7 protein-coding genes are annotated in these 11,880 nt (G+C 37.7%); 5 read left to right on the top strand and 2 right to left on the bottom strand.

The features are described 5' to 3' along the window. Window positions 1–52: 52 nt before the first annotated feature. The gene (locus tag O0955_RS12065) at window positions 53–2,116 is read right to left on the bottom strand and encodes a CBM96 family carbohydrate-binding protein (RefSeq protein WP_269427799.1); all 2,064 of its coding nucleotides are present in this window, start codon (window positions 2,114–2,116) and stop codon (window positions 53–55) included. Window positions 2,117–2,366: 250 nt separating this feature from the next. Between O0955_RS12065 and O0955_RS12060 the strand changes: the two genes are divergently transcribed. The 5 genes from O0955_RS12060 to O0955_RS12040 all read left to right on the top strand — a co-directional run bounded on the left by O0955_RS12060 (window position 2,367) and on the right by O0955_RS12040 (window position 10,306). After that, a complete protein-coding gene (locus O0955_RS12060; RefSeq protein ID WP_331283545.1) occupies window positions 2,367–3,659 on the top strand; it encodes a bifunctional folylpolyglutamate synthase/dihydrofolate synthase in 1,293 nt (430 codons plus the stop codon). 118 nt (window positions 3,660–3,777) lie between these two features. After that, on the top strand, window positions 3,778–5,436 hold the full coding sequence (gene pafA, locus O0955_RS12055) for an alkaline phosphatase PafA (RefSeq protein WP_269427798.1): 1,659 nt from the start codon (window positions 3,778–3,780) through the stop codon (window positions 5,434–5,436). Between the two features lie 47 nt (window positions 5,437–5,483). Then, window positions 5,484–5,861: a VOC family protein gene (locus tag O0955_RS12050; RefSeq protein WP_269427797.1), complete on the top strand. Its 378-nt coding sequence runs from the start codon at window positions 5,484–5,486 to the stop codon at window positions 5,859–5,861. Between the two features lie 122 nt (window positions 5,862–5,983). Beyond that, complete coding sequence (locus O0955_RS12045) at window positions 5,984–9,373, top strand: methylmalonyl-CoA mutase family protein (RefSeq protein WP_269427796.1); 3,390 nt, start codon at window positions 5,984–5,986, stop codon at window positions 9,371–9,373. 6 nt (window positions 9,374–9,379) lie between these two features. Beyond that, window positions 9,380–10,306: an MBL fold metallo-hydrolase gene (locus tag O0955_RS12040; protein ID WP_269427795.1), complete on the top strand. Its 927-nt coding sequence runs from the start codon at window positions 9,380–9,382 to the stop codon at window positions 10,304–10,306. A 65-nt stretch (window positions 10,307–10,371) separates the two neighbouring features. Here the strand turns inward: O0955_RS12040 and O0955_RS12035 are convergent, their stop codons facing one another. Next, window positions 10,372–11,352: an acyl-ACP desaturase gene (locus O0955_RS12035; RefSeq protein ID WP_269427794.1), complete on the bottom strand. Its 981-nt coding sequence runs from the start codon at window positions 11,350–11,352 to the stop codon at window positions 10,372–10,374. Between the last annotated feature and the right edge of the window lie 528 nt (window positions 11,353–11,880).

Below are 11,880 nucleotides of genomic sequence, written 5' to 3'. Positions count from 1 at the left end.
TAAAACATAAAAAAGCCCGATAAAAATATCGGGCTTTTTCTTTAAGCGGTAGTTATAAAATAATATTAAGCTGAGGTTTATTACTTGCCTGTTCCCTGCTGGTAAAGTAAATATCATTTTTACTGCTTGCCGGAGCTTCATTCGTTAACACAAAGGTTATAATTTTATTTCCTGCACTTAGATTTTGATTAATTACACTGGTTACATCAATCGAATAGTTATCTACTCCATACGCCACAAAACTATTGACCAGTGGGTTGGATAGTGGTGCATTATTCCAGGTTAATCCGGTTTCTGTCCACGTATTTGTCGCTGCAGTATATACACTAATTGTTCTGGAAGGATCGGTATTAACTGAAGCCGCATTTAAAACTAATCTTGCATTAGAAACTGCAGAGCCGGAGAGTGCAGAAAAATCAAATTTAATATAGGTTTTTCTGGCATAAGAACTTGCATCCGTTTTTACAATCAAAGTGCTTTCCGTACCATAATTATTGCCGGCATAGGTACCATTTCTTACATAAGTATCTGCATTAGAAACAAACCCTGTAAATGAATACGAGCTTTGTGCAAAACCAACATCCGGGTTGCTCAGTGGCAAAGCCGTTTGAAAATAATCAATGCCTCCATTATCGGTAAAATTAACAGCTCCGGCAATCAAAGGAGATGTTTTTTGCAATTTGAAATCAGCAGGTGTACCGGTTGCAGAAGCGTTGTTAAATTTCGGATCAGTATAAGTATTACCTGAAACCGTACCAGCCGGACCGTTTACAGCTGTTATGGACTGCGGATAAAAACAATTATTTTTAAAAACAGCAGAGGCCATTATGGGTTTATCCGAAAACCTAGTAATGGTACCCGTTGCATAGATTATATTATTGCTGAAATTACTGTTAAAGGCAAAAGTACTACCCGTATTGGTGTATTGAAATATCCTGGTAAAACTATCATTTGTGTAAAAAGTATTGTTGTATATTTTATTGGTTGTATAGTTTGAGGTATAATTAATAAGTTTAGAGCCACTTGGAGACGAATTGGCATGCTTTACATCATTTACGCTGATGTTATACCTAACAATAATATTTTGGGCACTAGGCATAAACAACATAAAACCACGATCATTATCATGAGAATAGTTATATTCAAAAATATCCCCGTTGGTATCAATATCTGCATCAAAGGCCTGTCCATCATAAGGTCCACCACCTTTAATACCCGAAACTTCGTTATAAGATATAATCGTTCCTATACTTCCGTACGTCCAGCAGGCGGCATAATTTGCTGCATCACTTTTACATACGTTGCGCAAAATATTATGGGTAATTTTCGAATTTTTCACCCCATTAAACACAATGCCATCGCCATAAATATTTTCAATTAAGTTACCTTCAAATACTACATTATCTGCTTTTACCGAACTGGATGTTCTGATTCCTTCAATATCACAATCTTTAACATGACAGTTTAAAACCAATACATTATTAATCAGGCCGGTAAAAATAATTCCACCCGACCCCTTATTATAATTGGGTGTACCATATCCTGTTGAATTTACATTATGCACATAACAATTATTGATGGTAATATTACTCGCAGCCGTAGCACCTGAATTATTTACTTTAATACCCGTTACTGCATATTGTTGTCCTGAAGTTACTGTATTGGTAATTTCAAGATTATTAATTTCCCAAAAGGATTGATTGTTAAGCAAAACCGTTATTGAACCGTTGGTTAATCCCCCACCATTTATAACAGGCTTATTCCCAGATCCATATTGATCAATAACAATTGAGCCTGAGGCACTCCCTGAACCCAATGGAGCAAGATTTCCGGTCCATACCCCACCAGCTTTAAACAAAATCTGGTCCCCTGGCGCATAAGTAACTGTATTTACTTTGTTTATGGTTTTCCAGGCAGTACTTGTGCTTGTACCGTTATTGTTGTCATCCCCCAACGGATCCACATAATAAACAGTCCCTGCAATACCAACAAGGTTACTGGTATTGCTGCTTAGTTTTTGGATTGATAAGCCATCTGCACCTTGTACAATTGCTTTTTTGCATCCACCGAGTAACAGCATAGTTAATGCCGAACAGGTAATTAATAAGTTTTTCATTTTTTAATAGAATTTGGTTAAAAATTTTTCAATCAAATATTATCTATTTTCAAAAAAGCGAAGGGTGAAAAATCTTAAAGATTAGGGGTAATTTTAGGTTATTCTTCGTTTATAGTAATAAAATTTAATAACGGATTTCAAAGACTGCTTTTGAAATTAATGCAACCCGGATAAAAATATTCATCTCCTGTAGTAAATTATTGAGCATTTCATTTTATAATAATAATAGTCGGCTTATATTTGAACTATAATGATGAACTACCAGCAAACGCTTGATTTTTTATACAGTAAATTACCCATGTTTACGCGTATAGGTGCGTCAGCATTTAAAAAAGACCTGACCAACACCATAGCACTTTGCGAAGCGATTGATAATCCGCAAACGAAATTTAAAACCATTCATGTGGCCGGTACAAATGGTAAAGGCTCAACATCACATATGCTGGCCTCCGTACTGCAGGCGCAAGGTTATAAAACCGGGTTGTATACCTCTCCTCACCTTAAAGATTTCCGCGAACGTATACGCATTAACGGAAAAATGATGAGTAAAACGGAAGTTTGTTCTTTTGTTCAACAGCAAAAGCAATTGATTGAACAAATTGAACCTTCTTTTTTTGAAGTAACCGTTGCAATGGCTTTCGATCACTTTGCCCGCCATGAAGTGGATGTTGCTGTTATTGAAGTGGGTTTAGGTGGACGGTTAGACTCAACCAATATCATTACACCCGAAATTTCGGTAATTACCAACATCAGCATCGATCACACGAATATGCTGGGAAACACCCTGACAGAAATTGCCGGAGAAAAAGCGGGCATTATTAAAAAAAACATTCCGGCCGTTATTGGTGAAACTCAGTCAGAAAGCAGACTTGTGTTTATCAATAAAGCTAAAGAAATGAATGCCAGCATTGTTTTTGCCGATCAGCAACTTAATGCTAAAGACATAAACATTAAAAATGGTAAACTCTCCTTATCCGTTTATCAAAATAACAACTTAAAGTATAATAAACTCCAAAGTGATTTAACAGGTATTTACCAGCCTAAAAATATATTAACGGTACTGGAAGCGCTGGAAGTTTTGAATCAAAAAACTCAACTTAAAATAAGCATTGAAAGTATTTTTAAAGGTTTAAAACAGGTTAAGAAACGAACAGGCTTACAGGGCAGATGGCAAACACTTGGTAAAAACCCACTGGTTATTTGTGATACCGGGCATAATGAAGCCGGTATAGCAGAAGTGGTTAAAAACATTAGTTTAACGCCACATAAAAATTTACATATGGTATTTGGCATGGTTAAAGACAAAGATATTTCAAAGGTCTTATCCATTTTACCAAAGAAAGCAACTTACTATTTTTGCAAGCCGGATTTAGAAAGAGGATTAGCCGTTAATGAGCTGCAACAACAAGCAATTTCCTTTGGTTTACAAGGCAATACTTTTAATTCTGTTGCAGAAGCTAAGGCCGAAGCCCTATCTAAAGCAATGAAAGAAGACCTTGTTTTTATTGGCGGAAGCACCTTTGTAGTTGCAGAATCGATATAAAAACTTTACAATAACTTCAGAGATACTTCATCTAAAAGTTGTTACTTTATACCTTTAACCGAAGATAATGGTCCGTTAAAAACAGTCCGTTTCTTTACCAAACAAATAACCACATAGAATGAAAAAAACCGCTTACTTATTCTTTTCTCTTTCCGTTTTTTCGCTTTCAGTAGCCATCGGACAAACTAAGAAAACAGTTGCCGCACCAGCCAAAACTTTTCCGGCAGAAGTTGCCCGTCCAAAGCTGGTAGTAGGTTTAGTTGTAGACCAAATGCGCTGGGATTATTTATACCGTTACTATAACCGATATACAAACGGTGGTTTTAAAAGATTAATCAACGAAGGTTTTTCTGTTGAAAACACTTATATCCCTTACACACCAACTTATACTGCTTGCGGTCATACTTGTATTTATACAGGCTCTGTTCCCGCAGTTCATGGTATTATTGGTAACGATTGGTACGATCCGGAAACCAAAAAGAATATGTATTGCACACAAGATACATCGGTAGTTACTGTGGGCAGTACACCATCATCTGAAGGAGAAATGTCTCCTAAAAATATGCTGACCACAACCATTACTGACGAACTGAGATTAGCAACTAATTTCAGAGGGAAAGTAATTGGGATATCTTTAAAAGACCGGGGTTCTATTCTTCCGGCAGGGCATGCTGCAAATGCGGCTTACTGGTATCAGGGTACAACCGGCAACTGGATTACCAGCAGCTATTACATGAAAGAAGTACCTACCTGGATAGCGGATTACAATAAATTAAAACTTGCCAATAAGTTTTATGCAAAAAACTGGGAAACGCTCTACCCGATTAACACTTATGTAAACAGTACAAGTGATGAAAAAGCGTATGAAGGTAAAAACAGTACTTTCCCACATAACCTTACACAATTTGTCGATCGTAATTTTGATGCCATCAGAAGTACGCCTTACGGAAATACCATTACACTTGACTTAGCTAAACTTGCTATTCTTTCAGAAGATTTAGGTCAGGATAACATCACCGATTTCTTGGCAGTGAGTTGCTCTGCTACAGATTATGTTGGTCATGCGTACGGTCCTAACTCTATTGAAGCAGAAGATACTTATTTGCGTTTAGACAAAGATTTTGAAGAGTTTTTCAACTATTTGGATAAGAAAGTTGGAAAAGGAAATTATACGATTTTCTTAACGGCAGATCATGGTGCAGCACATGTTCCTGGTTTTATGCAGGAAAATAAATTGCCGGGCGGTGTGGTTAGTGACAGAGAAATTGCCAGTAAGTTAAATACTTATCTTAACGATAAATTTAAAGTGAATAACGTTGTTTTAAAATCACAGAACAATCAGATTATTTTCGATCACGATAAAACAGATAACGGCTCAGTAAGTTTTGATGTAATTAAATCTGCCGCTGTTGAATTTCTAAAAAGATTAGATGGTTTTGCTAATGCTGTTGACATTGCTAAAATATCTTCAAGCACTTTACCACAAATTCAAAAAACAATGATTACCAATGGGTATAACGCTCGCAGAAGTGGCGACATTTATTACATCTTAAATCCAAACTGGTTTAATGGTGGCCCTACCGGTACAACACACGGCAACTGGAATCCTTATGATTCTCATATTCCATTGGTATTTATGGGCTGGGGAATTAAACCGGGCGCCTCAAACAAAACCCATTACATGACAGATATTTCGGCAACTTTAGCTGCGCTGCTCCACATCCAAATGCCTAGCGGCTGCGTTGGAGAGCCCATTACGGAAATAACGAACAAATAATAAAAAAAAACTATGCTTTTCAGCATAGTTTTTTTTATTTTAACGTAATGTCAAAATATACAGCAACCCGGTTGACACCCATGCTGGAATCGCATGATATGTCAGCAACATTAACCTTTTATACCGAAATTTTAAACTTTACCTGTAAAGTAAAATTTGATGATTTGAGCTGGTTAGCACTTACTAAGGATGATATAGAAATAATGTTCTGCAGCCCTAATGAACATCGTAACCTTCCTAAATCCATTATGAGTGGCTCGTTATACATTTATACAGATGAAGTAGCAACATTATGGGAAAGCTTAAAAGATGTTTGTCAAATCTGTTATCCACTGGAAGATTTTGAGCATGGTATGAGAGAGTTTGCCATTTATGATAACAATGGCTACTTACTACAATTTGGGCAAGAAATAAACCTGAACTAAAAGCCATAACGGTTTAGGGTATTCGCTGTGGTAAACTACTTATTTTAGTACATTTGCAGACCAAATATAAATTGGAACAGGGATCGGTACTGTTAAAATTCAGATCCTTAAAACCCTTTAGTATGCAACAAGTAGAAATATATAAGCCTAAAAACAAAATCCGCTTTGTAACAGCAGCCTCCCTTTTCGATGGACACGATGCCACCATCAATATTATGCGACGGATCCTTCAGTCATCAGGGGCCGAAGTTATCCATTTAGGCCATAACCGTTCTGTTGATGAAGTGGTAAACTGTGCCATTCAGGAAGATGTACAGGGTATTGCCATGACTTCTTATCAGGGCGGACATATTGAGTACTTTAAATATATGTACGATCTTTTGCAGGAACGCGGATCAGGTCATATTAAAATATTTGCAGGTGGTGGTGGCGTTATTCTACCGGTAGAAATTGAGGAATTACAAGCCTATGGGATTTCTAAAATCTATTCTCCGGATGATGGCCGTAAGATGGGTTTGCAGGGCATGATTAACGATATGCTTCGTCAAACAGATTTTGTAACCAAAACCAGCATTACCGAAGAATTAAATACCATTCCTAAAAAAGATATTAAAGCCATAGCCGGAGCCATTACCGTTGCAGAGAATGATCCTGAAGGCGCACAAGCTTTTGTAGACGAATTAAAAAAATTATCAGAAAATAATAAAGCACCGATTTTAGGAATTACCGGAACGGGTGGAGCTGGTAAATCCTCTTTGGTAGATGAATTGGTCAGACGATTTTTAGTTGAGGTGAAAGATAAAACACTGGCTATCATCTCCGTTGATCCATCTAAAAGAAAAACAGGCGGTGCCTTACTTGGCGATCGCATTCGCATGAATGCAATCAACAATCCCAGGGTTTACATGCGCTCGCTGGCTACCCGCCAGGCAAATTTAGCCCTATCTAAAAATGTACAGGAAAGTATCGACATTTGTAAAGCTGCTGGTTACGACCTTATTATTGTCGAAACTTCAGGTATAGGTCAGTCTGATACCGAAATTACCGAACATTGTGATGTTTCTTTATATGTAATGACACCCGAATTTGGTGCGGCAACCCAGCTGGAGAAAATTGATATGCTCGATTTCGCTGATCTCGTGGCCATTAATAAATTCGATAAAAGAGGTGCATTAGATGCCCTCCGTGATGTACGCAAACAATACAAACGCAATCACAATATTTTTGATGCTAAAGACGAGGAAATTCCGGTTTATGGCACCATGGCTTCCCAGTTTAATGATCCGGGAATGAACAACTTGTTTGTAGCTTTAATGCAGCAAATCAAAGTTAAAACCGGAACGGATTTCAAGGCCAAAATGGAACTTACTTCAGATCAGTCTGAAAAAATTTACATTATCCCACCCGATCGCATTCGCTATTTAGCTGAAATTGCCGAAGCCAGTCAAAGTTATAATGACTGGGTTGATAAACAGACCGGTATTGCCAGAAAAATGTATCAGCTTAAAGGGGTAATCGATCTACTGAATGACCACAACCTGAAAAAAACAGGAACTTCACTCCCATCTTCCAATGGATTAGAAGAAGCCTACTCATTTTTTGAAGAACAATTAGACGGCGAATGCAGACGGTTACTTCGTCAATGGCCTGAAACGAAGAAAAGTTATAAGCAGGAATTTTTCATTTATAAAGTTCGGGATAAGGAAATTAAACAGCCGCTTTATTACGAGTCACTTTCCAAGTTAAATATTCCAAAAGTTTCCCTACCAAGGTATGAAGATTGGGGAGATATTCTTCGCTGGTTGTTAACCGAAAATCTTCCCGGAGAATTTCCTTATGCAGCAGGGGTTTTCCCTTTAAAGCGTGATGGAGAAGATCCTACCAGGATGTTTGCCGGAGAAGGTGGCCCTGAAAGAACAAATAAACGTTTTCACTATGTTTCTCTAGGTCAGCCGGCACACCGTTTGTCTACGGCCTTTGATTCGGTAACCCTTTACGGTGAAGATCCTCATATCCGCCCCGATATTTATGGTAAAATTGGTAATTCTGGGGTAAGTATTGCCACACTGGATGATGCCAAAAAACTGTATTCAGGTTTTGACCTTTGCGCCCCTTCTACATCGGTATCCATGACTATTAATGGTCCTGCACCTATGTTATTAGGCTTTTTTATGAATGCGGCCATCGATCAGCAATGTGAAAAATACATTATCGAAAATGAACTGCAAGAAGAAGTTCAGGCTAAAATTGAGGCCATTTATAAAGCTAAAAAAATAAAAAGACCAACTTATAACGGATCATTGCCAGAGGGAAATAATGGCCTGGGTTTAATGCTCCTGGGGGTTACTGGCGATCAGGTTTTACCAGCCGATGTTTACGCTAAAATAAGAGCTTACGCAATCAGCTCAGTAAGAGGAACCGTGCAGGCTGATATTTTGAAAGAAGATCAGGCTCAAAATACCTGTATTTTTTCTACTGAATTTGCATTGCGCATGATGGGTGATATCCAGAAGTATTTTATTGATGAAAAAGTAAGAAATTTCTATTCTGTATCCATTTCTGGTTATCACATTGCGGAGGCCGGTGCAAATCCAATTTCTCAGCTTGCCTTTACCCTGAGTAATGGCTTTACCTTTGTAGAATACTATTTAAGCAGGGGCATGCACATTGATGATTTTGCGCCTAACCTCTCTTTCTTCTTTTCTAACGGAATCGATCCTGAATATGCAGTGATTGGTCGCGTTGCCAGAAGAATATGGGCCAAGGCCATTAAAAATAAATATAAAGGAAATGATCGTTCGCAAAAATTAAAGTACCACATTCAAACTTCAGGGCGTTCTTTACATGCACAGGAGATTGATTTTAACGATATTCGGACTACATTACAGGCGCTTTATGCCATTTACGACAATTGCAATTCTCTGCATACCAATGCTTACGATGAAGCCATTACAACCCCCACAGAAGAATCTGTGCGCAGAGCAATGGCCATCCAGCTGATCATCAACCGCGAATTGGGTCTGGCAAAAAATGAAAATCCTTTACAAGGTGCCTTCATTATCGAAGAATTAACAGATTTGGTGGAAGATGCGGTATTGGCAGAATTTAAGCGAATTAATGATCGCGGAGGTGTTTTAGGTGCCATGGAAACCATGTATCAGCGTGGTAAAATTCAGGAAGAAAGTCTTTATTACGAAACCTTAAAACATACGGGAGAATATCCTATTGTAGGTGTAAATACCTTTCTCAATAAAAATGGTTCCCCTACTATTGTTCCGGGCGAAGTCATCAGAGCAACCGAAGAGGAGAAACAATACCAGATTGAGGCTTTAAAACAGTTCCAAAACCGTAATGAAGATCAGGCCTCTGCATTGTTAAAAACACTTCAAAAGTCTGCAGTTGCCGGTGATAACATCTTCGAACAGCTGATGGAAGTTTGTAAGATTTGTTCATTAGGGCAAATCAGTAATGCACTTTATGAAGTTGGCGGTCAATATAGAAGAAATATGTAAATGGTTGTGAAACGAATATTCATTGTTGTGTTCCTGCTCATTCTGCAGGTAAAAGGCTGGTCGGCTGAAGAGCCAAAATCAAGTTACATTATTGTGCTTGGTGTTGCTCAGGATGGAGGTTATCCGCACATGGGTTGCCAGAAAAACTGTTGCAAAATGGCCTGGAATAACCCTGTTTTAAGGAAAAATGTGGTTTCTTTAGCTTTAGTTGATCCGGTAAATAAAAAATGGTGGCTATTTGAAGCCACACCAGATATCAAACAACAGCTTCAGGATTTCAAATTGCAAACAAAAGAGCAATATCCTTACCTTCCAGAAGGTGTTTTTATTACCCATGCGCATATAGGTCATTATACCGGGCTCATGGAATTTGGCCGTGAAGTAATGGCCACCAATAAGCTAAAGGTATACGTTCTTCCAAAATTAAAAGCATTTTTAGAGCAAAATGGCCCCTGGAGTCAACTCGTAAAGCTTAATAACATTGATCTGATAGAACTCAGTCCGGATAAACCAGTGTCTGTAATTAATAATAGTATAACTGCTTTTACGGTTCCGCATCGTGATGAATATTCAGAAACTGCAGGCTTCAAAATTGTAACACCAACCAAAAAATATCTTTTTATACCTGACGTAGATAAATGGAATAAGTGGAACAAAAACATAATAGATGAAGTAAAGAAAGTAGACGTTGCAATGATAGATGCGACCTTTTATACCAATACAGAACTTGGAAACAGGGCAATTGCTGAAGTTCCGCATCCGCTAGTGATGGAAACTGAAAAATTGCTTCAAACCGAGGATTTGCAGACAAAAAACAAGGTTTACTTTATTCACTTTAATCACACCAACCCTTTATTGTGGGATGTAAACACCCAAAAAGAAGTCTTAAAAAATGGTTTTAATTTGGCCAGACAAGGTCAAATCATTTATTAATTTATAGTTTCAGGACACAAAAAAGCCCCGACAAAATCGGGGCTTTTCAATATTATTTAATAATGTTAACCTGCTATCCAGGTAAATTTATAATCAATCGAAGGATTTTTCATTCGTTCTGCTACACGCAATAAACGCGAAGGCAGATTCATAATATAATCACGGGCTTTTTCACCAGCCTCATTTAAATCACGCATTCCTTCAATTTTCCAGTCGATAATTAACTGTTGCATAATATCTACATAATCAATTGCAGTATATACACCTAAACGTTGTGCAGCATCGGTAAAATGGCCAAAAGTCTGACCAATTTTTAAACCTACTTCACGTAAAAAGTGAGCAGGCATTACAATTTTCTTACGCATCATGTCTTCAAATGCAAGCATCGCTTCATTAGGATCAACCTCAAAAATACGGTTCATAAAATCCTTGTAAGCTTTTGCATGTCTGGCCTCATCAGAAGCAATCACACCACACATTTTAGATAATAATGTATCCCCGTCCTTTTTCGCTAAAGAAGCAACCCTTCTGTGCGAAATATTTGTTGCCAGTTCCTGGAAACTGGTATAAATAAAATTACGGTAAGGATCGTGTCCGGTACCAATGTCGAAACCATCAGCAATTAAATACTGAGTAGATATTTCCATTTGGCGCATGTCAACGCGGCCAGATAAGTATAAATATTTATTTAAAAGATCGCCATGTCGGTTCTCTTCAGCAGTCCAGTGTCTGTTCCATTTCATCCAGCCACCATCTTCAGCCATACTTGGTCCTTCAACCATAGCCAACCACGATTCATAAGTAGGCAAAGCCTCTTCAGTAATTGTATCCCCTACTAAAACGGCTACCAGATCGTAAGAAAGATCTTTAGCATTATCCCTTAAAATTCTAATATCCTGATAAAATGTTTCGCTTGTAGAATCCGGTAAGAAATCAGATGGCTGCCAGTTAGTATCAATTGGTTTAAGATAGGTATCCATCATCTCCAGCATATATTTCTCAATATGCAACATCACTTCCCTTCTTTTTTCTGCAAAAAAACTCATTGTTGTGTTTATATATTTGTTATTGTCAAAGATAACCAAATAATATGGCAAACCTTATTATATTAACACATTTGCACGTAATCAGTTTTAAATAAGAGCTTAATAACTATTCCATACATCTAGCTGTGGCATAATTCAATGTAATATTATTGTATTATATTAAAAGTCTATTAATTCGGGAGAGGATTTTTTCATTGGGGATCAGGAAACGAGTGTCAGTGTTTTATCGGTACCAGTCGCCCTGCCCTTTATTGCAATCTTTTGGGAGCATTTGTTTTTAAAACTAATTTGCTCTTCACCAAAAAGGATTTACATGCCGGTCAGGTTTAACTAACCAAAGGCTGTGCTTTATAGGAACAATGCACAAATCATTTCAATTGATGGATTTTAGCTTGAACGGCTATAAACCAAGAAAACCCTGCAACTGATAGTTACAGGGTTTCTTATTAATCTGCTGTTAGCAGTTTAAGATTTGGCACCGACCTACTCTCCCACGTGTTACCGCAGTACCATCGGCTCTGGTGGGCT

The sequence above is a fragment of the Pedobacter punctiformis genome (genome assembly GCF_027213715.1).
Taxonomy (GTDB): Bacteria; Bacteroidota; Bacteroidia; order Sphingobacteriales; family Sphingobacteriaceae; genus Pedobacter; species Pedobacter punctiformis.
The sequence above is the reverse complement of the archived record's forward strand: the minus strand, read 5'-3'. Positions and strand labels throughout refer to the sequence as shown.

Excerpts from the sequence above, each read along its gene's own strand:
- O0955_RS12065 (WP_269427799.1), bottom strand. The coding sequence starts at position 2,116 with ATGAAAAACTTATTAATTACCTGTTCGGCATTAACTATGCTGTTACTC.
- O0955_RS12060 (WP_331283545.1), top strand. The coding sequence starts at position 2,367 with ATGATGAACTACCAGCAAACGCTTGATTTTTTATACAGTAAATTACCC.
- pafA (WP_269427798.1), top strand. The coding sequence starts at position 3,778 with ATGAAAAAAACCGCTTACTTATTCTTTTCTCTTTCCGTTTTTTCGCTT.
- O0955_RS12050 (WP_269427797.1), top strand. The coding sequence starts at position 5,484 with ATGTCAAAATATACAGCAACCCGGTTGACACCCATGCTGGAATCGCAT.
- O0955_RS12045 (WP_269427796.1), top strand. The coding sequence starts at position 5,984 with ATGCAACAAGTAGAAATATATAAGCCTAAAAACAAAATCCGCTTTGTA.
- O0955_RS12035 (WP_269427794.1), bottom strand. The coding sequence starts at position 11,352 with ATGAGTTTTTTTGCAGAAAAAAGAAGGGAAGTGATGTTGCATATTGAG.